We start from the raw sequence: 22,266 nt of genomic DNA, 5'->3' as shown, positions 1-22,266 counted from the left end.
GACGGGATTGTTAAGTTAGTTTCCTAACGATTCTATTGGTCGGCACGTGGAGGTGCCAGTCCATGACTCGTTCGCCGGTCGTACTCGGCCTCGACTTCGGCGGGACGAAGATCGCCGTCGCGGTCGGCGATCTGTCCGGCCGGCGTCTCGGCGCCACCACCATCGACAGTATGGCCGAGGCCGGAGCCGACGCCGCCATGGCTCGCGGCCTGGCCGCGGCCAGCGACCTGCTGGCGTCGGTCGCGCCCGGGCACGAACTCGCGGCGGTGGGCGCGGCCACCCTCGGCATTCCGTACGACGATCGCGTCGAGCTCGCGCCGACCTTTCCGGGCTGGGGCGAGATCGCCTTCGGACACCTGGTCCGGGGCGCGTTCCCGGGCGTCCCGGTCCGGCTCGGTACCGACGTGAAGGCCGCCGCCGCCGCGGAACTGCGGTGGGGTGCGCTGGCCGGCTGCGATCCGGGCATCTACCTCAATCTCGGCACCGGTCTGGCGGCGGCGATCGTTGCCGGCGGCACCGTGATCGCCGGGGCGCACGGTGCCTCCGGTGAGATCGGCTACAACCTGCGCACCGCCGCGGACGTATGGATCGATCAACCTGAGCGCACGATCCTGGAGGACGTCGTCAGCGGCCAGGCGCTCGAGTCCACCGCCCGCGCCCGGTTGGGGCGACCGGTGACGGCGGCCGAGGCCTTCGCGCTGACCGAGGAACGGCCGGAACTCACCGACGAGTTCAACCGCGAACTGGCGATGCATGTCGTCAACCTGTCCATCGCCGTCGACCCGGTCCGGATCGTCGTCGGCGGCGGACTGGTCGGCTCCTGGGACCGGATCGCTCCCGGGCTGCGCCGGGCACTCGACGCGGCGGTCCCCTTCCCACCGGAGCTGACGGTGGCCCGTTTTCCGGAGGCGCCGCTGGTCGGGGCACTGGCCCTGGCCGTCGAGGCCGCCGGCGTCGTCCTCGGTGAGGAGGCGTTCGCATGACCGGCTCGTGCCACCCACGAGCCCGCCAACCAGTCGTCCGGGCCATCCGCCGTACGGCGAAGACCCGGAGTTCGAGGAGTGAAAGGCAGGGACGATGAGGGGCATCAAGCGTATCGCCGTCACCGCGGTGGCGATCGGCGTACTGGCCGCAGGATGTGGTGGCGGCAGCAAGCCGGTCGGGGACGCCGCGTCGAGCAATCCCCCGGCCTCGGCCGGCAGCGGCAACCAGGGCTCGGGAGAGTTCAAGAAGGGTGGCACCGTCACGATCGCCAACGTGGGCGGGCAGACCTGGCCGTGCCAGTTCAACCCGTTCAACCCGTCGGTCAACCAGGTGGCACTCGGCTTCGTCTACGAACCGCTGACCTTCGTCAACGTGCTGAAGGACGGCGGCGCCACGCCGATGCTGGCCACCGGCTTCAGCTGGTCGCCGAAGAAGGACTCGATCGTCTTCACCATCCGCTCGGGTGTGAAGTGGAGCGACGGGCAGCCGTTCAGCGCCGACGACGTGGCCTACACGTTCAACCTGATGAAGCAGCAGCCGGCCCTCGACCTGTACTCGCTGTGGACCGGCGCAGGCCTGACCAGTGTCACCGCGGCCGGTGACAAGGTCACGCTCAAGTTCAAGGCACCCGCCGAGCCGTACTTCTTCAACTTCGCGAACCAGGTCGGCATCGTGCCCAAGCACATCTGGTCCGCCGGTGAGGCGGCGGCCAAGCCGGCCACCTGGGCGAACCCGAAGCCGGTCGGCACCGGGCCGTTCACGGTCGCGTCCTGCACCAGCAACGTCATCAGCTACGTTGCCAACGGCACCTACTGGCAGCCGGGCAAGCCGTATCTGGAGAAGATCCAGTACCCGGCGTACCTGGACAACAACCCGGCCAACCTCGATCTGCAGAGCGGCAAGGCGCAGTGGGGCGGCCAGTACATCCCGAACATCGAGCAGTTCTACAAGGCGAAGTCCCCCGACAACAACTACTGGTTCCCGCCGACCGCGAACGTGGCGATCGTCCCGAACCTCGACCCGTCGCACAAGGCGACCAGCACCCTGGCGGTCCGGCAGGCGATCGCCTACGCGATCGACCGGGAGCAGATCTCCAAGATCGGTGAGAGCGGCTACCAGCCGGCCGCGAACCAGAGCGGCGTCGTCACGCCGACCTTCGACAGGTACTTCGACAAGGACGCGCTGACCGCCGCCGGCTACGACAAGCCGAACCCGGACAAGGCCAAGCAACTGCTGGAGAGCGCGGGCTACTCGTCGTCCAACCCGCTCAAGCTCACCGTCATCACGGTCACCGGCTACACCGACTGGGACGCCTCGCTGGCGGTCGTCAAGCAGCAGCTTGCGGCGGTCGGCATCGAGCTGACCATCTCGGACCTGCAGCAGCAGTCGTACAACCAGAAGCTCTTCACCGGTGACTACGACCTGGCCTACTCCAGCCAGTCCGGCGGCCCCACGCCGTACTACGAGCTGCGGCAACTGCTGTACTCGAAGAACAGTGCGCCGATCGGCCAGCAGGCGAGCAGCAACTACGAGCGCTACGTCAACCCCGACGTGGACAAGCTGTTCGACCAGTACGCGAGTGCCGACCCGGACACTCAGGTCAAGCTGATCAAGCAGATCTCGGGATTCATGATCAAGGACGTGCCGATCATCCCGACCACCGAGTCGGTCAACTGGTACCAGTACAACACCAAGGACATCGGCGGCTGGCCGACGCAGGAGAACCCCTACGCCCAGCCGGCGCCGTACAACATCCCCGACGTCGGACAGGTCGTGGCGAACCTGTACTCGAAGTCGGCGCAGAAGTAGTAGTTGCCATGGGAGTGAGCGCGAGGAGTTGGTCGCCGTGCGGTACCTGATTCGTCGTCTCGGCTTCTTCGCGCTCACTCTCTGGGCGGCGATGACGCTGAACTTCTTCATCCCGCGGATGATGCCCGGAAGTCCCGAGCAGGCGCTGCGGGAACGGTTCAGCAAAGGCGGCTCAGTGGTCTCGCCGGAGCAGCTGCGCACGGTGCTGGCCGAGTTCGGCTTCGATCCGGACAAGAACATCGTGCTCCAGTACGGCGAGTACCTGAAGGCGATGGTCACCGGGCACTGGGGCGTGTCGATCGGCAGCAGCCTCGGCGTCCCGGTGACCACGCTGATCGGCGACGCGTTGCCGTGGACGCTGGGCCTGGTCGGCATCGCGACCGTCCTGGCGTTCGTCCTCGGCACGCTGATCGGCACGATCGCCGGCTGGCGGCGCGGCGGGCTGATCGACGGGATCGTGCCGCCGGTCTTCATCGTCACCTCGGCACTCCCCTACTTCTGGGTGGCGCTGCTGCTGATCTCTTTGTTTGCGATCGGCAACAATCCGGTCCTGCCCAACGACTTCAACTACGACCACGGGCTGACGCCGGGGTTCAACGCGGCGTTCATCGGGAGCGTGATCGAGCACGGCATCCTGCCGGCCGGCACGATCCTGATCACCGCCGTCGGCGGCTGGATCCTGACCATGCGCAACAACATGGTGACCACACTGGCCGAGGACTACGTCCGGATGGCCCGGGCCAAGGGCATCCCGAACCGGCGCATCATGTTCGGCTACGCGGGCCGCAACGCCTTCCTGCCCAACCTGTCCGGTTTCGCGATGTCACTTGGTTTCGTCATCTCCGGCACGATCCTGGTCGAGTACGTCTTCAACTATCCCGGCCTGGGCTACATGTTCTACAACGCCACGGTGAGTACGGACTATCCGACCCTGCAGGCGTTGTTCCTGCTGGTGACGCTGGCTGTGCTGATCTGCGTCCTACTCTGCGACTTCGCGGTGTTCCTGCTCGACCCGCGCGCCCGGACGAAGGGGTAGACCAATGAGCGCGATTGTCGCCGGCACTGCCGCGCCCGCACCGAGTGCGAGCCGTCGCCCGCGCGGCGGCCTGCTTCGGGCCATCCTGCACAACCGCAAGGCCATGCTCGGTGCGGGTCTGCTGCTGCTCTTCGTTCTCCTTGCCGCGTTCCCGAAGCTCTTCGTCCCGTGGCTCGAGGGCGATCCCCGGGCGATCGGCGACACGCCGCTGGCACATCCGTCGAGCGAGCACTGGCTCGGCACCACCGGCCTCGGCCAGGACGTGTACGCCGAACTGATCTACAGCACGCGGGAGTCGCTGATCATCGCGGTCGTCGCGGGTCTCGGCGCCACCTTCCTGTCGGTCATCATCGGCGTCTCGGCCGCCTACCTCGGCGGTGTCGCCGACGACGCGCTGTCGATGATGACCGATGTCTTCCTGGTGCTGCCGACGTTCCCGCTGATCATCGTGCTGGCGACGTACGCCGGTAAGGGCAATCTGACCGTGATCATCATCGTGCTGATCGTCACCGGCTGGTCGTACGGCGCCCGGCAGATGCGCGCGCAGGCGCTGTCCCTGCGCAACCGTGACTTCCTCGAGTCGGCCCGGGTCCGGGGTGAACGCCGGTCGTACATCATCGTGGTCGAGGTGCTGCCGACGATGATCTCCCTGATCGTCGCGAACTTCCTCGGTGCCGCGCTGTACGCCGTCCTGACCGCCGCCGGCCTGCAGTTCCTCGGACTCGGCGACCCCAACTCGCTGAGCTGGGGCACGATGCTCTACTGGGCGCAGAACCAGGGCGCGCTGGTGAACGGTCTGCCCGCGTGGGCCCTGTCGCCGGGTCTGGCGGTCGCCCTGCTCGGTGTCTCCTTCGCCCTGCTCAACTACGCGTTCGACGAGATCAGCAACCCCGCGCTGCGGCCGGTTCGGAGGCGACGTGTCAAGTCAGCCCATTCTTGAGGTCCGTGATCTCACCGTCGAGTACGACACCGGCGATCGTCCGGTCGTCGCGGTCGACGCGGTGGATCTCGACGTACGTCCCGGTGAGTTCGTCGGCGTGGTCGGCGAGTCCGGCTGCGGCAAATCGACGCTGTTGTTCGCCATCGCGCAGCTGCTGAGTCCGCCGGCTGCCATCACCGGTGGAACCGTGCGGTTCCAGGGCCAGAACCTCGTCGCCATGAGCGAGAAGAAGCTGGCCGCCCTGCGCTGGCGGGACTTCTCCGTGGTGATGCAGAGCGCGATGAACGCCCTGAACCCGGTGAAGAGCATCGGCAGTCAGTTCCGGGACGCGATCATGGCGCACGACGAACCCGTCACCGACGACCGCCCGGCCGAGGTACTGCGCCTGGTCGGCATCGACCCGATCCACCTCAAGAGCTACCCGCACCAGCTCAGTGGCGGGATGCGGCAACGGGCCATGATCGCGATGGCCCTGCTGTTCACCCCCGACCTGATCATCATGGACGAGCCGACATCGGCCCTCGACGTGGTGGCGCAACGATCCCTGATGGTGCAGATCAAGGAGCTGCAGCAGCGGCTCGGCTTCGCGGTCGTCTTCGTCACCCACGACATGTCGCTGATCAGCCACTTCTCCGACCAGCTCGTGGTGATGTACGCCGGCCAGACGGTCGAGCTCGGCGCCACGCGTGCGGTCTTCGACCATCCGGCGCATCCGTACAGCAAGGGCCTGCTCGATGCGTTCCCGTCGATTCGCGGACCGAAGGTCCCGCTGACGGGTATCCCCGGCAGCCCGCCCAACCTCGCCGACCCGCCGGCCGGCTGCCGTTTCCACCCCCGCTGCCCGGAGGCCTTCGCCGACTGTCCCAAGGTGGAGCCCGAGCTCTATCAGGTCGGATCGGTGCAGGCCCGCTGCCTGCTCCATGCCCCGGGCCAGACGCAATCGGCCGAACCCGTGCGTGAGGCGACCTCATGACTGTACAGATGCCACGCCTCCGGCGCGGCGGGTCATGGGGCCCTGGCTCCCGGCCTTCCCTCGTCACTGCAGTCGCTGTGTTGAATGCCACGCCTCCGGCGCGGCGGGTCATGGGGCTGTTGCTCCCGGCCTTCCCTCGTCGCTCCAGTCGCTTCGCTCCCTGCACTCCTCACTCCAGGCCGGGAGGCCCCATGACCGCGCTCCCTGCGCTCCTCAGTCCAGGCCGGGAGGCCCCATGACCGATCTCGACGTCGAGCCGCTCATCTCGACCGACCCCGGAACCGAGCCGCTCCTCGAGACGCGGAAGCTGACCCGGCACTTCCGGGTCGGCCGTGGCATCTCCCGCAAAATGCTGCACGCGGTCGACGACGTCGACCTGACCATCGGCCGGCAGGAGATCGTCGCGCTGGCCGGAGAGAGCGGCAGCGGCAAGAGCACCATCGCCCGCCTGCTCGCCGGCGTCTACCAACCGACGAGCGGCGAGATCTTCTACCAGGGCACCTCGCTGTCGAGCAGGCGATCGCGACGCGACGAGCTGGCCTACCGCGGCGACGTACCGATGGTGTTCCAGGATCCGTTCAGCTCACTCAATCCCGCCTTCCGCGTCTCCCACGGCATCCTGCGCAGCCTCAAGCTGCACCGTCGCGAGCTGACCCGGTCACAGCGGTACGACGAAGCCGAGCGAGTCGTCGAAGCGGTCGGACTGTCCCCCGCCGCCGACATCATGCACCGCTACCCCTACGAACTCAGCGGCGGTCAACGCCAACGCATCGGCTTCGCCCAGGCCTTGGCGCACAATCCGAAGCTGATCCTGGCCGACGAGCCGGTCTCGATGCTCGACGTGTCGATCCGGATCGGTCTGCTCAACCTGATGGCGGAACTGCGCAGCTCGGCCGGAGTGTCGTTCCTCTACATCACCCACGACATCGCGAGCGCCCGCTACGTCGCCGACCGCCTCGTCATCATGTACGCCGGTCACATCGTCGAGTCCGGCCCGACCGAGGCGGTTCTGGCCAACCCCAAGCACCCGTACACCGACCTTCTGCTCGGAGCGGTGCCCGATCCCCGCGCGCCACTCACCGTCGGCGCCGAAGGCGACACCGGTGAACCGCCGAAGGTCATCGACCCCACCCCTGGATGCCGGTTCCGGTGGCGCTGCCCTCTAGTCGTCGACGAGTGTCACCACATCACGCCGACCCTCCGCGTCCTCGGCGACGGCCACAAGGCGGCCTGCCACGTCGCCCAACCGGATCCCGGGCAGTCCGAAGCGGCGTCGGTCAAACGTTGAGGTCCGCTGCGTAGGCGGCTTCGAGGGCCTCGTCCCAGGGCTCGGATTCTGCGGCGAGCGAGTCGAGGACTGTTTCCGGTCGGGTCGCACCTGAGATCACCGACAAGACGGGTGATGACGCCAGCAGGGCGCGAAGTTGCAGGCGTTGCAGTGAGACGCCGCGTTCGTCCGCCAGCGTCGTCAGCTGGGGCGCCGCAACCGAGGATCGCAGAGGTGAGTAGGCGAAGAACGGCACCTGGTTGGCGGTGCACCAGGCGAGCACCCCGGCCGACTCGCGTCCCATCGCGCTGTGCTTGTTCTGTACGGCGTCGATGCGAGCGACCACGGACGCCCTCTCGAGCTCAGCCACGGTGACGTTCGACAGGCCGATCCGGGCCAGCTTCCCCTCGTCACGCAGCGACGCGAGCGCAGAAACGCCCTCCTCGACCGGCTGTTCGGCGAGATCGACTCTGTGCAAGTAGTAGAGATCGAGGCACTCGCGGCCGAACACGCGAAGGCTCGTCTCGACGTCGCCCCGGATCCGGGGCGCGCTGATGTCCGCATCCCAGGTGGCCGCGCCGGTCCGGGAGTGACCTCCTTTGGTTCCGACCATCGCGCTCGTACCCCGGGCGGCCTCCGCGGCCAGCTCCTCCCCGTACAACGGAGCGTCGACGTGGGCGTACGCACGCGCGGTGTCGAGGATCGCCGTCCCGGCAGCGATCCCGGCCCGGATCGTGGCGAGATCAGCGGATCGGTCCCTGGGCGCGAACGAGAAGCTTGCCACTCCGAGTCCGACGCGGCCGACGAGTTCCTGCACCATGCCTCCTAGCGATAACGCACCATCATCGCGAAACGTCGGAGAGAGGCTACGACAGGGGTGGCTCGCCGCGCCGCGGAGTGTCGTGCTCCAGGGTGGAGAGCGGCGGCGGTCTGGTCGACGGTCGGCCGATCGGACGGGGCTTTGGCGAGCATGGCTTCGATGATCGGGCGCAAGGGGCCGGCGTTCACGAACGGGCGTGGACGGGCCTCGACCACGGCGGCCATGGTGCTGAACAGGTCTCCGGCGCCGAAGGGTGACCGTCCCTCGACGGCCGCGAACAGCGTGGCGCCCAGCGAGAAGAGATCGGACGCCGGACCGACCACGTCGCCACGGGCACGCTCCGGTGACATGTACGCCGGGCTGCCGGCCATTGACTCGCTCGACGGGGTCTGGTGGCCGTCGACGGCCGCCGCGATGCCGAAGTCCATCAGAACCACCCGCCCGTCGTCGCACAGCTGGACGTTCGACGGCTTGACGTCAGAGTGCACCAGACCCGCCCGGTGGATGGCCCGCAGCGCGTCGACCAGGTGCAGCGCGATCCGCCGTACCTCCGTCGTCGGGAGCGGTCCGTTCGAGACCAGCGTGTCCGCCAGAGTGCGGCCATACAGCGGCTCCATCACGATCCAGTGGTCGCCGGAGTCCTCGACAACGTCCAGCACCTTGACCACGTTGCGATGATCCAGTCGCGCCGCCGCACGTGCCTCGGCCAGCGCCGTGGCGCGGACGTGCTCGGACGCGCAGCCAGGGAGCACCACCTGTTTGAGCGCGACGCGCCGCCGCAGCAGCTCGTCCTCGGCGAGCCAGACACAGCCCATGCCGCCGCGGCCGAGCAACGCCCTCAAGCGGTAGCGGCCGGTCACCAGGCGCTCTGAGCCGACGACCGTCGGTGGTGACTTCACCGCGCCTGTTCTCATGATCGCCTGCCTCTGCTGGTTCTCAGACGCCTTCCGTGCTCTCTACACGGACCCCGGGCCGATCCGGTTCGACGATCCGGAAAATTTGCGACCAGGACCTCTAGGTGCCTTAGGCAACTATTCCCGCGGCGTCGCGAAATTCCCTGAAATTCGGTTGAACCGCCCGCCGATGGCGCCCGTGTAGGCCCCATAGCAACCGACAGCGCGGCGGATCGATCCGAGACAGCCGTGACCAACATGGGAGGGGCAACATCATGAGTAGTGTGACGAGACGTATCCGGCGAGGTCTTGGCGCGGCAACTGTCGCGGCCGTAGCCACCGGCATCGCCCTGAGTCTGACCGGCACGGCCTCCGCGGCGCCGGACCGCCGCGTCGTGATCGACACCGGCCAGCTGATCGTCACCGGCACGAACAACGCGGACGACATCACCCTGCGCGTGCCGGCCGCCAACACGTCGGTTCTCGAGGTCGACTTCGGTCCTGGTTCGACGACGCGCACGGTGAACCGGAGCGACTTCACCCAGATCCACGTCGACAGCCGGGGCGGCAACGACACCGTCCGGATCGACTACGGTGCCGAGGTGCAGCCGTTCACGATCATCGACACCGGCAACGGCAGCGACACCGCCTTCGGTGGCAGCGGCAACGAACTGTTCCGCACCGGCAACGGCAACGACGTCGTCGACGGGAACCGTGGCACCGACACGGCGCTGCTCGGCAACGGCAACGACACGTTCATCTGGGATCCGGGCGACGGCAGCGACGTGATCAAGGGCGGTCGCGGTCAGGACACCATGCTGTTCAACGGTGCGGCCGCCGCGGAGAGGTTCGTTGCCTCCGCCAACGGTCAGCGACTGCGGTTCACCCGGGACCTGGGCAACATCGTGATGGACACCGACGACGTCGAGCGGGTCACGCTGAACGCGCTCGGTGGCGCCGACACGGTCACCGTCGGCGATCTGCGCCGTACCGATGTCCGGAAGGTCGACATCGACCTGGGCGCACAGCTCAACTCGAGCGGCGGCGACTCGGCGGTCGACGCGGTGACCGTCACCGGCACGGCCGGCCGGGACAACATCCGGGTGTCCGGTTCCGACGGGGACGTGCGGGTCTCGGGCCTGCGGGCCGAGGTCCGGTTGAAGGACGCGGAACCAGCGGACCAGTTGACCATTGACACGCTGACCGGCCGCGACCGGGTGTCCACCGGCAGGCTCGCGCCTGGCACCATCTCGCTCAACATCCTCTGACCACACGACCCGGCGTCCGCCCGACCGCGGACGCCGGGTCCTCTTTCAGGGGTTGTCTGTTCACGGAACGTCAATGTGTAGGCACGTGGCGTATGTGCAGTGGTGGGAGTGACCTGTCATCCTCGACTCGTTGTTTCCGCCCCGAGGTCCCGCCGTACGCCGGCCGGACCTGACGTTCCTGAAGGAGCGACGCATGGCCGACTCCGCCCCTCCTCCGCCACGCCGACGTCGTACGAACCGCCTGCTCGGCGTCGTCCTCGGCACCGCCGTACTGATGGTCACCTCGGCCGCGGCCGCGTACGCCGCCCCGCCGCCGCATCTCCCGCAGAACGCCGACGGGTACGAGCAGTCGTTCTCGCCGGCCTACGACTACGACACCGACGGGTGCTACGCGACACCCGCGATCGGCGCGAACGGCACACTCAATCCCGGCCTCAACCCGACCGGCGCTGTGAACGGCAACTGCCGGGACCAGTCCGACCTCGACAACTCCCAGACCTATGCCCGCTCGAAATGCAACAACGGGTGGTGTGCGGTCGTGTACGCCAGCTACTTCGAGAAGGACCAGGCCGTGCCCGGCAGCAGCCTCGGCGGGCACCGGCACGACTTCGAACACGTCATCTCCTGGATCAACCAGGCGACCAACCAGGTCGAGTACGTGACCACCACCCAGCACGCGAGCCAGGTGACGTACTCGCGATCGCAGGTGCGATTCGACGGATCGCATCCCAAGATCGTCTACCACAAGGACGGCGCGAGTACTCACTTCTTCCGGCTCGCCAACAGCAACGACGAGCCGCCGGAGAACCACTATCACAACTGGCGATACCCGCCGCTGGTCGGCTGGAACGGCTGGCCCAGCACCGCCCTGCGTGACCAGTTGATGAACGCCGACTTCGGCTCCGCCACGATCAAGATCACCGACACCAGCGATCGCTTCCGGTCCCTGCTCAACAACTCCAAGCCCGCCGGAATCCCGTTCGATCCCTGGGCCTGATCCCATCGCACGTGGCTCGGTCTGGCAGCTCAGACCGAGCCACGTCGCGGCTAGGACCAGTGCGGTGGGCGGGTCAGCCGGTGCGGAAGCGTCGTACTGGCGTCGCCGCGGGTCGCGTTGAGCTGCATCTGGGTCAGGAAGATGCTCCGCGCGAGGTCAGCGCCGCGTACGTCGGTGTCGCGAAGGTCGGCACCGATGAGATCGGCGGCGGTGAGATCGGCCTGACGCAGGTCGGCGGCGATCAGGTAGGCGCTGCGCAGGTCCGCGCCACGAAGGTCGGCGCCGCGGAGCTTCGCGCCCATGAGATCCGCACCGCGATGGTTGATCGGTGTGTCCGAGACGCCGGCACGGACGAGCTCGCTGGTCCGTAGCAGCAGGTCGTTGATCCGTGCGCGATGGGCGAGTACGTCGAGGTCCGCGAGCGACTTCGGGCTGCCGAGGGTCAGGCGCTCGGTATCGACGATCGCCCGCCTGAGCTCGCCGTGCAGGGGAGGTGCCAGCTCCAGCGCCTCGGTCAGGTACCAGAGCAGCTCGTGCAGCAGCCGCACCACCGAGAACACCTCGAACATCTGCGCGCCCGAGTCCACCGCCTGCCGCCAGTCACGGCCTCCGTAGGTCACCTGCGTGACCTTCTGGCCGGCGCCGAAGCAGTCGTACACCGTGCAGCCGGGGAAGCCACCGTCCCGCAGCCGCGAGTGGATGCCGCACCGGAAGTCGTCCTTCAGATTCGGGCACGGTTCACCGGCCGGCTTGTCGATGGCGAAGTCGGCGGACGCGGTCAAGGCCAACGCCACGCAGCACAGCCCAGCGCACCGCGCACAATCAGCGCGCAGCTCCGAGCCACGGACAGGCTGGTGAGTCACAGACATATCCCTGCCGAGGCTAGACCGTGCGACCGCACGCCGCACCAGTTGTCCCGCGCGAGTCGCCTCCGCGTAGCTGCGTCATCAGCTCTCGAGCGCCTGAAGCAGCCAACGGATGCCCAGAGTCGATGGCGAGTTGATAGGCCCGCTCGGCCCCGGCGACATCGCCCTGATCCTCACGGAGCAAACCGAGGTTGAACGCCGCCTTCGGTGCCAGATCGGCGTGCCCGGAGTCGATCACCAACTGGAAGGCCCACTCCGCCCCGGCGAAGTCCTCCCTGCCGTGACAGAGCACGCCGAGGTTGACCGCCGCCTGCGGAGCCTGGTCGGCGTGACCGGAGTCGATCACCACAAGGTAGGCCTGCTCCGCCCCGTCGAGGTCGCCCGTCCCCTCACGAAGCACCCCGAGGTTGACCGCCGCCTTGGGGGCCAGGTCGGCGTGCCCGGAGTCGATCGCCAGCTGGTAGGCCAGCTCTGCGCCACCGAAGTCGTCCCGCCCCTCGCGGAGCACCGCGAGGTTGACCGCGGCCATCGGCGCCATGTCGGCGTGACCGGAGTCGATCGCCAACTGGTAGGCGCGCTCTGCGCCAACGGAGTCGCCCTGATCCTCACGAAGTACCCCGAGGTTGACTGCCGCCCGCGGGGCCTGGTCGGCGTGCCCGGAATCGATCGCCACCTGATAGGCCCGCTCCGCCCCGGCCTGATCGTCACGGAGCACCCCGAGGTTGACCGCCGCCATCGGCGCCAGGTCGACATGACCGGAGTCGATCGCCACCTGGAGGGCCCGTTCCGCCCCGGCGAAGTCGCCCCGCCCCTCGCGGAGGACCCCGAGGTTGACCGCCGCCTTCGGGGCCTGGTCGGCATGCCCGGAATCGATCGCCAGTTGATAAGCCCGCTCGGCCCCGGCGAAATCGTCACGATCCTCACACAGGACACCGAGGTTGAATGCTGCCTGAGGGGCCTGGTCGGCAGGCCCGGAGTCGATCGCCAGCTGGAGCGCACGCTCCGCCTCGCCCGATGTCGTCACTGCGACCCCCTACCCCAGCTGGCGCGACACAATTGCGCACCATTCTTCACACAATACAGAACGTCGCCCGAAAAAAACGGAATTGCCAGATGCCAACGTTTGTTTGCGGGGCATCCGTCGCACGTACTTGCTGTTGGCAAGTACGTGCGACGGATGGTGAGTCAAGGCTATTTGGCGATGGTGTAGCGGATGGTGTCGTTGCGCAGGACATCGCCGGAGACCTTGACGATCCGCACGGTGTGCTGGCCGTCCTTCAGATTGGCCGCGGTGAAGACCTGTCGTGCGGTGACACGGGCATCGTTGTGGAGGTTGACCCGGCGGACGAGCTTGCCGTCGAGGTAGACGTCGGCTTCGCCCTGATCCGGAGCGAGGGCTGTGCTCCACTCGACGCCGTTGCCCTGGAAGGTGAAGTTGATCGCTGCGCCGTTCACTGTGGTGGCGTGCACGTCGTCGCGGTAGTCACCACGGAATCTGAAGTCCAGCTTCGTGGTGCCGGTCGGCTGAGCCGCGAGGTATTCCTTCTTGATCGTCACCACGCCGCCGTCGACGGTGTAGTCGGTGCCCTTGACGAGGTCGGTACCGGCCTTGGAGACGGCGACCACCTCGCCGGGGTCGCGGCCGATCTGGACGCTGACGTCGGCCGGCGCCCCCTTGTCGAAGGTCGCCGTGTCCGGATTCAGCAGGCTCTCCTGGCGGACGTTCAGCTTGTCCAGCAGCATGAACTGTCCGGACTTCTTCACGCCGCGAATGGTGTGGGTTCCGTTCGGCAGGTCCGAGATGCTGTAGACGACCTGCTGTGCGCCGCGGCCGTCTTCCTGGTAGGTACTCACGGTCTGCTTGAACTGACCGTCGACGTAGATGTCGACATCACCCTGCGAGTTGTGCTTCTCGGTCACGTAATCCACACCCGTGCCGACGAAGCTGTAGGAGAACGCGTCGCCGTTGGTCTCGGTGTACTGCACGTCGTCCAGGTAGTCACCGAGCCCTCGACCCGTGCTCCGGCTCCACGAACCCGTGTAGACGATCTGCGAGTCGTCGTTGTTGACCTCGATCGTCCGTTCGCCTGCATTCGTCACGCCGGCCTTCGCCGAGGCGGAGTCGGTCACGGTGACGGTCAACGGCTCCGAGACCGCCGGCACCTCGCGATTGCCGTTGCGCTCCCAGGCGCCGTCGTACGACACCCGCAGATCGTCGTCGTTGACCCGGATTCCCGAGTTCTTCTGCGGCGTGACCTTGAGCAGCCGGACACCGTGGATCGGCACATCCTTCGCCGTGAAGCCGGAGGCGAACTGGCCGAGGTCCTTGCGCGCCCACAGATCGCGCACGTTCGCGGCGCCGTCCAGTCCGAGGTCCGACCAGTTCACCGTCATGTCGGCATCGGTCTGCCCGAGGTTGAAGAGGGCAACGGTATAGGTGCTGTCGGGATTGAGCGAGAACCACACCTGCCGGTTGGTCTTCGTCGATACCGGCTGTGCGGGACGTCCGGCCTGGTTGACCGCGATCACCTCGCGGTTGGTCAGCAACTCGAGGCCGTACGAGTCGAGCCTCGTCATGTCGTTCCCGATGTACATCGGCGCGGCCGAGACCGCCCACAGCGTCGCCGCCGTACGACGTTCGTCGCGAGTGAGGCCGTCCATCTGGCCGTTGCCGACATTCAGGGAGTCGAGGTCGTTCCAGCCACCCGGTCCGGCATGACGCCACCAGTCGGCCAGCTTCGGGAACAAGCGCGCGATGTTCTGCCAGGTCGTCAACGCCTGACCCGGGCAGTAGCACTCGACATCCCAGTCGATCCGCCAGCCGTTGGCGTACTGCTTCCAGTAGTCGGCGTAGTTGATGTCGAGCGCCCACGACAGCTCCAGCCAGATGCCATGGCGGGCCAAGGCCTGCGACCACGCCTTGACGTCATTGCGCGCGTCGAGCGACAGGTCGCTGATCCCCGAACCCGGCGTCACGCTGTCGAACTTCAGGAAGTTCACGCCCCACGACGCGTAGAGATCGGCGATCGAGTCGATGTACTTCTGCGCGCACGGCTTCGAGAAATCGATCTTGAAGCCGAGACCCCAGTAGTCCGCCTTCTGCAGTGGCTGCACCGGCAGGTCCCCGGTCCGGCACTCCGGTGCGCCGTACACGGGAAGGTTGGCGTCGATCAGCGACTGACCGATGCCCGGGATGCCGTAGAGGCCGACCTTCTGGCCGTTGGCGTGGATGTGGTCGATCACGTCCTGCAGACCGTCGGGGTACAGCGTCGTACTCGGCACCGGCCGGCCGTACCCGTCGATGTCGCCGTTCCAGCCGGCGTCGATGTTGATGTACTCGTACCCGTACGGCTGGAGCTTCTCGTGCATCGCATCCGACTGGGCCTTGAGCTGAGCCGCCGTGATCCACTGGTTTCCGGGCGGTGCGTACACCTGCATGCTGTAACTGCTCCAGCCCATGTAGGGCTTCAGCGCCTTCTCCCCCGCCGGTCCGCCAGTGGCGCTCGCCGTGATGGTCGTCCCGCGCGGCGCCGGTACGGCGGACGACGTGGCAGCCAAGCCGGCCGACAGTAGCCCGGCGACGGCGAGACCCACGACTACGCCTCGTCTTGCCCTGCTCCGTAGGGATCTGGTCATGAGCGGTGACCTCTCTGACGATCTGCCAGCCGAGGTCCCGGCCGTCCGGGTCCTCGTCAGGAATCCGAGAACCCGGATCGGATAGGATATTTGCTCCTTTACTTAACTCTGTCAAGATTCTGTGGACGAACTGATCTACCCGCGGTAGAGGGAGCCGCCGCCGGAGATGGCGACCGTGGCGGCCCGGCCGCCGACGTTGAGGCTGACGATGAACGTCGTACCGGACTGCCGGACCCGGTAGGTGACCGAGCCGCTGGCGCGGACCGGGACGACGAACGACAGGATCGACGCCGTCCTGCCGGACCGGGCCAGCATCAGGGTCGGCGCGGACCTGCGGACGTAACTGCTCGGGTAGTACCAGCCCTGGATCGGGTTCGTCTGGGCCTGCTTGAGCAGCGTCGCACCCGCGGGTAGCGCCTGCTTGAACGGGATCTGGAACAGGATCGTCTTGGTCGAGTCACCCGACGCCATCGCCACCGCGGTGGTTCGGGAGACGACGCTCGCCCGCTGATCCGGCGGCAGATGCCACAGCGTCTGGAACGCCTGCGCGGTCGTCGCCGACGCACGGTCCCAGGTGACGAGCAGGTCGGGGTCCTTCAGCACCAGGACCGAGCGGACCCGGCTGATCCCCGTCCCCGGCACATCGGCGAACGTGTACGACTCCGCGTTCGTCTTCACCGAGTACGCGGTCAGTCTCGTCGCCGGGTTCGCGGCCTTCGCCAGCGGCGTCGTCATCACGCTGTGCGCGGCCGGGCTCATCGTCCAGGTGCGCCACACACCGGCCGAGTACGCGGCGTACCCGCCGTCGATGACGATGTCCCGGCCACGGGACGTGTAGGTGATGCTGGTGTGGTCGAAGTGCCCGTGGAACGCCCGCGCCACGCCGTACCTGATGCTGTACGTCGACTCGCCCGCGAACTTCCTGGTCGGATCGGTCCCCCAGCCGGTGCGGCCGAAGACGTAGCCGGCCGAGTAGACCCCGACGCGCCACGGCGGCGCCGTACCCTTCGTCCCGAGCGAACCGGCGTACTCCAGCGGCGTTCCCACCCAGGGGTACGTCGCCTGGAGCTCGGTGTCACCGAGTTGGTGCAGCTTGCCGAGCGAGTTCGTCGCCAAGGCCAGCCACTTGGCCAGCAACGCCCGCCGGGTCGCGATCGTCGTACCGGGCGAGACACCGCAGTTCTGCATCACCGCGATCGCGCGGCCCCAGAGCGAGTAGTTGAACGCGGCGTACCCGGTCGACTGTTCGTTCGTCGAGCCCTGCGCGTCGATGGAGGTGGTGATGCCTTGGGCGAACCGTTGCTGGGCGAGGTTCTTGTAGTCGGTCCGGTTCAAGGTGCAGCCGACCCCGAACAGCGCGATGCTCTCGTCGGTGCCGTGGTTCCAGGCGCCGCTCCAGTTGTACGTCAGGAATCGTGCATGGCTCAGGAGCGCGGTGTTGACCCACGCGTAGCGCGTCGGCACCGTGGTCACCTTCAGCCCGGACAGGATGGCCTGCCGCAGACAGATCAGCACGTTCGTCCGGTGCATTGTGGACTCCCAGGCACCGACGTTGGCCTTCCACGAGTACGGGTTGTCGCGGTACCAGTCCCAGGCGATCGTGTTCACCCGCGTCAGCGCGGTCAGGTCGCCTTGGCCCGCCGCGACGATGCCCTGGCCGAGCCAGCGCAGCGAGTGGAACCACATGTACCAGCTCGCGTTCTTGTACGGATTCGCCAGCCAGTTGATGTTTCCACCACCGTTGCCGACCCTGTACGGCGCGTACGGCCCCCAGGTGAACGTGTCGCGGTACAGATTCGCCAACGGGTTCGTCCGCTCGATCCCGCTGAAACCCGGACACGCATAGAACGGCGCCGCCAGCGACTGGATCCTGTCCGTCCCGATATCGGTGGCCGGCGGCGCCGTCGCGCGGACGACGTTGCTGACGCCGGGCACGAACTGTGCCCCGTCCGGCCCCTCCGGCCCGGGCACGATCTGGATGCCCGGCGGGTCCGCCGCCGGCGCTCGAGTTCCTCCTGTTGCCGCTCCCGCCCCCAGCACCAGAGCGGCGATCCCCACGGCCGCCCCGGCCGTGCGCATGAATCGCATGACTTGTCCTTCCCCCACCCGTCGCCGGACCGCGGCGACGCCCATCGAGGCTCGGCTCACCCCAGAGCCGACTGTGCAGACGCAGGTACTCGGGCAGCGCCTGCCCGATGCGTCGTGCCGTCGGCGAGCACGCGGGCTCCCGCGGGGACGGTCCGCTCGCCGTTCGAAGAAGATCTCGACCTGCTGTCAGGTCGAGTGCGACTGCTGAAGCTCCGTCACCAGAACCACCACCCCCCTACCGCAAATCCCCCTACCTCGCATGATGCGCCCGCACCACGAAAGGTTGCGACCGGCTAGGAGATCACGGCGTGCTGCGCCCACCAGGCGTACAGATCCTCGATCTCGAGGTCCTGGTCCTGGGCGATGGTGAGGACAGCGAGATCGGCGGTGCCCCACAGCACCGTCGCTCGCCCCGAACGAGCGGTGTAGCAGGCCAGCGGTCCGCGGGTGATGCTGCCGGAGGTCCAGGTGGTGCGGTGATCCGAGCCGGTTGCGCAAGCACCGGATGCCATGTCGCCGACGTACTCCTCGAAGGCCGCCCGCATCGTGGCCCCGCTCGGGTAGACCAGGTACCTCACCGTGTCGGGTGTCGAGAAGCCGGCCGGGGTGCAGTCGACCACCAGCACGGCCTTGTCGTCGGTGTCCGCCGTTCCGGTCACACAGGTCGCCCGCAGGTCCGCCGGCAGCCTCGCGATGAAGAGGTCCGCCGGGTCCGGCGCCGGCTCGATCGGGCTCGGGGTGTCGGTGGGCCCGGGATCGGTAGGCAGTACAGGTTCGGGTTCGCTGCCACCGCTCTGATTGAAGGCGCTGTAGACGAACTGTGCGAGGCCGACGTCCCGCACGACCAGTCCGGCCAGACTGCCGCAGACGAGCAGCAGGACCGACAACACGATCCCCATCGTCGGCGCACCCTGCGCCGGTCGCCGGCTGCCCAGCTGGGCCAGGACTTGGTCGAACTCCCGGGTGGTCGGTCCGATCTCGGCGCGGAAGGCCTCGAATCCCGCGCGCTCGCGGGAGGCGGCGAAGGACAACAGTTCGAGGTACCTGTTGGTCGCGTGCGGCGAGGTGTGGAGCAGTTGCGAGATCCGCAGCAGCGTACGACGGCGGGCCTGCAGGGACTGGGCCACGAAGCCGCCGGACCGCACCTGAGGCGAGATGTCCTTGCCGACCAGGTCCCGGTAGAACGCCTGCAGGCTGACGTCGAGATCGCCACAGCAGGCGGCGGCGATCCGGTCGCCGGTGTACACCGTCGCGCGATACCACGGCGCGACGAACGGTCCGACCAACTTCGGCAGCACCATGGCCTGCAGGATCGACAGGAACGGCGACCAGGTCGTGTGCCGTGCCTTCAGCGCACCGACGACGGTCGCCAGCAGGAAGACGAACTGCCGGCGCTGACCGTCGTCCGACAGGTCACCGATGACATCGCCCTCGACCAGGATGAAGTGCACGCCGAAGAAGCTGATCATCGTGATCGGCGCTGCCGCGTCGCCCAGCGCGAGGCTGGTCTTGTTCACCACGAAGATGTCCAGTCGGCCGTCGTACGCCAGCCTCTCGCGCACCTCCCGGACCACGTCGTCGACGTCGGGAAGGGTCGCGGCCGACACCTGGACGGCGTTGGCGAGCAACTGGATGCGCAGCACGATCCACACCAGGCGAACGAACAGGACGAACAGCACGAGGACGAGGATGAACAGCGCGATCTCGAGGGCGTGCCCGGTCGACAGGAAGACGAACACAGCGCAGGCGATCACTGCCGTGCTGGCCAGGCAGGCGAGGGCGAAGCGCGAGCCCTCCGTCGGATGGCGCAGGGCATCTACGTCAAGCCGGTCCGGTCGATACCCCTGATACGTCGGCGCTGTACTCATAGTCTCCCCCTCCGTTAAGGGCGGAGTCGGCACAGCGCGGCCGAGATACATGACCGCCGCGAAGAAACCAGTGGATTGGATGTATCTAGCAGCCCCTGATGCGGTCCGTACCGGTAAAGGGTCCTGAACAGAGGCCCGGCATCGAGGGGACCGCTATGAGCAGCGCTCAGGCGCCGAGGGCGATGAAGGACTGGCCGGCCGTGCGTGCCAGTTGGTCGTCGCCGGCCGATGCCCGGGCCTGGGCGAGTGCATCGGCGAGCTCGTCCCCTGCCCGCAGCCTGCCGTGCAGACCGAGCATCAGCGGCACGGTCGCCGGGTCGTTCACCGGCACGACACTCGCTACCACCCCGGACGTCCCGAGTGCGACCAGCGCACTGACCAGGCCGAGCAGCTCGTCCGCACCACTCGGTCCGCCGAGCGCCGAGCTGCAACTCGACAGCACCACCCGGTGCGGCGCGCGCCCCAGCCGTTCGAGGTCGTACACCGTGAGCGGCCCGTCATCCAGTCGGAGTGCCGAGAACAGCGGGCTGTCCGCGCGGAACGTGCCGTGCGCGGCGACGTGCACCAGCGACGCCCCGTCCATCGCCTGCAGCACTGCCTCTGCCGTCGCATCGCCGGCGGTGAGCACCACCGCATCCGGATACAGCTCGGCGAGGCGTCGTACCTCCTCTGGTCCTGTCGACAACTGGGGACCGCCGATCAGTACCACCCGCTCGGCGGACGGCGGTCGAGCCTTGTGGGCGCGCAACCATGCCGCCGCCGACGGTGCCACCGACATCGGCCGGTGCCGCAGTGACGGCAGCAGGCTCCACGGAACCGCGTGCAACCGGCCCGTCGGTACGACGACCACGGGGCCGTCCCCCAATTGCTTGACGACGTCGCCCAGGAGGGCCGACTCGAGCCGGGCTCCGATGGCGTCGAGGTCGAGCCGGTGCTCGCCGCGTCCGGTCGCCTCGCGGCGCAGTGCGAACAACGCGTGGGACAGGCGATGAGTCGCCAGCTGGGCGGGACCGATCGCCTCGAGGTGGACCCGGCCACGCGCCGCCACGATGGCGTACAGCTGGTCGTCGACCTCGGTGAGCTCGACCAGGCTGCGGTCTCCGAGGTGATCGAGCAGGTCGGCCGTACGGAACTGGTCAGGCCGGTCGCCGGTGGTGCCGGGCGTCAGCAGGACCCGGCGGCGGACGGAAGATTCGAGGCGGCGGCGTTCGCGATGCGTCGCCCCGGATTCGGGCCGGTGATCGTAGCCGGCCTCGATCCGCTGGGTCAGGCTGCGCAGGGCCGCGAGATCGGCGACCAGGTCATCGTCCTCCTGCGGCCGGACCGGTGGAATAGCGAGCACGGTGGCGCGCCAGCGTTCGCTCCATTCCAGGACTTGGCGGGCGTTGCCGTGCCGGACGGCGTACCGGAGTGCGATCGCGGCGAGTTCTGCCCCCTGGGCAGTGGCCAGGACGCGCAGTTCGGTGGCGCCGAGGGTGCGCACATAGACCTCGATCAGGCTCAGGCCCTGCCGGCAGGCGGCCAGCATCGCGCGCGACCGGCCGTCATCTTGGTGGAGCATCGCCTGGGCGAGCCAGCCGGCGCCGCGAGATCGCAGGCCGCGGTTCCGGGCTCCGGCCGCGATTCTCAGGTGGTGCACGGCCTCGGCGCGATCGTTGCGCGCGAGAGCGAGCCGGCCGGTCAGCAGGTGTGCCTCGGCCGCGAGCTCCGGGTCGAGCTCGTCGAGTTCGGCACTGACCCGCCGGCCGGCGCGCACCAGCGCCGCCGTCCGGCCGCCGGCCGCAGAGCGGGACTGCAGCAGCGCAAGCTCCGCGCGTGCCGCCCACCACGGACGTTGCTGGCGACGGAACAGCTGCAACGCGCTGCGGCTGCGGCTCTCGGCCAGATCCAGAGCGCCGGCGGCATGCGCCGCCATTCCGGCACAGAGCAACAACTCCGCACGTCGAGCCGTCGAGCCATGCTGCTGTTCGATCCGGTCGAGCGCGCTGTTGATCTCTGTGAGTGCCTCGCGCGTCAGGCCGGCCGCCAGCTGCACCAAACACTTGTTGGCGTACAAGTCCGGCTCGAGGACGCCCAACTCTTCGACCACCCGTTGTGCGTCGTCGAGGTACAGCAGTGCGGTCGGCAGATCACCGCGGGCGAACGCCGCGGCGCCACGCGCCTGCCGGGTATCGGCGTACTCGACCTGCTGACCGCTTTTCGCGAACAACTCCTCGCTGCGGGCGTAGTCCTCGTCGGCACGGTCGATCGCACCCATCGCGAGCAACACCATCGCCCGGTGGGTCAGCGCCCGGGCCTCCCAGACCAGGTCGCCGGTGTCGCTCAGGAACGCGACCGCCTGTTCCGCGTCGGCCAGCGCTTCGGCGTACCGGCCGAGCAGCGCGCCGTGCACCCAGGCGCGACGGATCAGGATCCGGCCGGCGAGCACACCGGTCCGGCCGGGGACGACCGAGTCGAGTGCGGCCAGGCCACGTTCGGTGTGCCCGGCCATGACCAAGGCCACGCCGAGGGTCGCCAGGATCTCCGCCTCACGGTCGGGATCGCCCGCTTTGCGGATGTGCCGGTACGCCGCCTTGAGCTCCGTCACCGCCTCATCGATGTCACCGAAGTCGCGGTGGACGACACCCGCCGCATGATGGGCTGCCGCGGCGTCGGCATCGGACGGTGTATCAGCAAGAACCTCGTGGGCGATCTTCAGGGCGTCAGCGGGTCGCGACAGTGCCAGCGCATGCAACTCGTCGGCATCCACGGCGCGAACCCGCCCCTCCCCTATCCGGACATGGTCAGATCGTAATACGCCATCTCAGTGCATTCTCCGACA

16 protein-coding genes are annotated in these 22,266 nt (G+C 67.9%); 8 read left to right on the top strand and 8 right to left on the bottom strand.

The features are described from left to right. Positions 1-62: 62 nt before the first annotated feature. The 6 genes from ACGFIF_RS28595 to ACGFIF_RS28570 all read left to right on the top strand — a co-directional run bounded on the left by ACGFIF_RS28595 (position 63) and on the right by ACGFIF_RS28570 (position 7,030). On the top strand, positions 63-983 hold the full coding sequence (locus tag ACGFIF_RS28595; protein WP_393158675.1) for an ROK family protein: 921 nt from the start codon (positions 63-65) through the stop codon (positions 981-983). 94 nt (positions 984-1,077) lie between these two features. Further along, positions 1,078-2,793, top strand: a complete 1,716-nt coding sequence (locus ACGFIF_RS28590) for an ABC transporter substrate-binding protein (RefSeq protein ID WP_393158674.1) — start codon at positions 1,078-1,080, stop codon at positions 2,791-2,793. 37 nt (positions 2,794-2,830) lie between these two features. Continuing rightward, positions 2,831-3,829, top strand: coding sequence for an ABC transporter permease (locus ACGFIF_RS28585; RefSeq protein ID WP_393158672.1), 999 nt, complete (start codon positions 2,831-2,833; stop codon positions 3,827-3,829). 4 nt (positions 3,830-3,833) lie between these two features. Continuing rightward, complete coding sequence (locus tag ACGFIF_RS28580; RefSeq protein WP_393158670.1) at positions 3,834-4,769, top strand: ABC transporter permease; 936 nt, start codon at positions 3,834-3,836, stop codon at positions 4,767-4,769. After that, complete coding sequence (locus tag ACGFIF_RS28575) at positions 4,747-5,742, top strand: ABC transporter ATP-binding protein (RefSeq protein WP_393158669.1); 996 nt, start codon at positions 4,747-4,749, stop codon at positions 5,740-5,742. The genes ACGFIF_RS28580 and ACGFIF_RS28575 overlap by 23 nt, the downstream gene beginning before the upstream one ends. Before the next feature lie 235 nt (positions 5,743-5,977). Continuing rightward, positions 5,978-7,030 (top strand): ABC transporter ATP-binding protein, encoded by a 1,053-nt coding sequence (locus ACGFIF_RS28570; protein WP_393158668.1) that lies wholly within the window; start codon positions 5,978-5,980, stop codon positions 7,028-7,030. On the opposite strand, the gene ACGFIF_RS28565 is transcribed toward ACGFIF_RS28570, so the two are convergent. Both ACGFIF_RS28565 and ACGFIF_RS28560 read right to left on the bottom strand, forming a co-directional pair. Continuing rightward, complete coding sequence (locus ACGFIF_RS28565) at positions 7,020-7,829, bottom strand: aldo/keto reductase (protein WP_393158667.1); 810 nt, start codon at positions 7,827-7,829, stop codon at positions 7,020-7,022. The genes ACGFIF_RS28570 and ACGFIF_RS28565 overlap by 11 nt on opposite strands. A gap of 5 nt (positions 7,830-7,834) precedes the next feature. Next, complete coding sequence (locus ACGFIF_RS28560) at positions 7,835-8,743, bottom strand: serine/threonine-protein kinase (RefSeq protein ID WP_393158666.1); 909 nt, start codon at positions 8,741-8,743, stop codon at positions 7,835-7,837. Between the two features lie 263 nt (positions 8,744-9,006). Here ACGFIF_RS28560 and ACGFIF_RS28555 point away from each other — a divergent pair, with 263 nt between their 5' ends. Both ACGFIF_RS28555 and ACGFIF_RS28550 read left to right on the top strand, forming a co-directional pair. Beyond that, positions 9,007-9,990 carry a calcium-binding protein gene (locus ACGFIF_RS28555; RefSeq protein ID WP_393158665.1) on the top strand — a complete coding sequence of 328 codons (984 nt, stop codon included), beginning with the start codon at positions 9,007-9,009 and terminating at the stop codon, positions 9,988-9,990. A 193-nt stretch (positions 9,991-10,183) separates the two neighbouring features. Next, positions 10,184-10,987, top strand: a complete 804-nt coding sequence (locus ACGFIF_RS28550; RefSeq protein ID WP_393158663.1) for an NPP1 family protein — start codon at positions 10,184-10,186, stop codon at positions 10,985-10,987. 50 nt (positions 10,988-11,037) lie between these two features. On the opposite strand, the gene ACGFIF_RS28545 is transcribed toward ACGFIF_RS28550, so the two are convergent. The 6 genes from ACGFIF_RS28545 to ACGFIF_RS28520 all read right to left on the bottom strand — a co-directional run bounded on the left by ACGFIF_RS28545 (position 11,038) and on the right by ACGFIF_RS28520 (position 22,194). After that, entirely contained in the window at positions 11,038-11,781 is a 744-nt protein-coding gene (locus ACGFIF_RS28545) for a pentapeptide repeat-containing protein (protein ID WP_393158662.1), read from the bottom strand. 88 nt (positions 11,782-11,869) lie between these two features. Then, the gene (locus ACGFIF_RS28540; protein WP_393158660.1) at positions 11,870-12,877 is read right to left on the bottom strand and encodes a tetratricopeptide repeat protein; all 1,008 of its coding nucleotides are present in this window, start codon (positions 12,875-12,877) and stop codon (positions 11,870-11,872) included. A 167-nt stretch (positions 12,878-13,044) separates the two neighbouring features. Further along, positions 13,045-15,447, bottom strand: a complete 2,403-nt coding sequence (locus ACGFIF_RS28535) for a X2-like carbohydrate binding domain-containing protein (RefSeq protein ID WP_393158659.1) — start codon at positions 15,445-15,447, stop codon at positions 13,045-13,047. Between the two features lie 177 nt (positions 15,448-15,624). Continuing rightward, positions 15,625-17,577 (bottom strand): heparinase II/III family protein, encoded by a 1,953-nt coding sequence (locus tag ACGFIF_RS28530; RefSeq protein ID WP_393158657.1) that lies wholly within the window; start codon positions 17,575-17,577, stop codon positions 15,625-15,627. A gap of 293 nt (positions 17,578-17,870) precedes the next feature. After that, on the bottom strand, positions 17,871-19,445 hold the full coding sequence (locus ACGFIF_RS28525) for a hypothetical protein (RefSeq protein ID WP_393158656.1): 1,575 nt from the start codon (positions 19,443-19,445) through the stop codon (positions 17,871-17,873). A 166-nt stretch (positions 19,446-19,611) separates the two neighbouring features. Next, a complete protein-coding gene (locus tag ACGFIF_RS28520) occupies positions 19,612-22,194 on the bottom strand; it encodes a CHAT domain-containing protein (RefSeq protein WP_393158655.1) in 2,583 nt (860 codons plus the stop codon). Between the last annotated feature and the right edge of the window lie 72 nt (positions 22,195-22,266).

The sequence above is a fragment of the Kribbella sp. NPDC049174 genome, from assembly GCF_043197365.1.
In the GTDB taxonomy this organism is placed as follows: domain Bacteria; phylum Actinomycetota; class Actinomycetes; order Propionibacteriales; family Kribbellaceae; genus Kribbella.
This window is presented reverse-complemented; position numbering and strand designations above follow the sequence as displayed.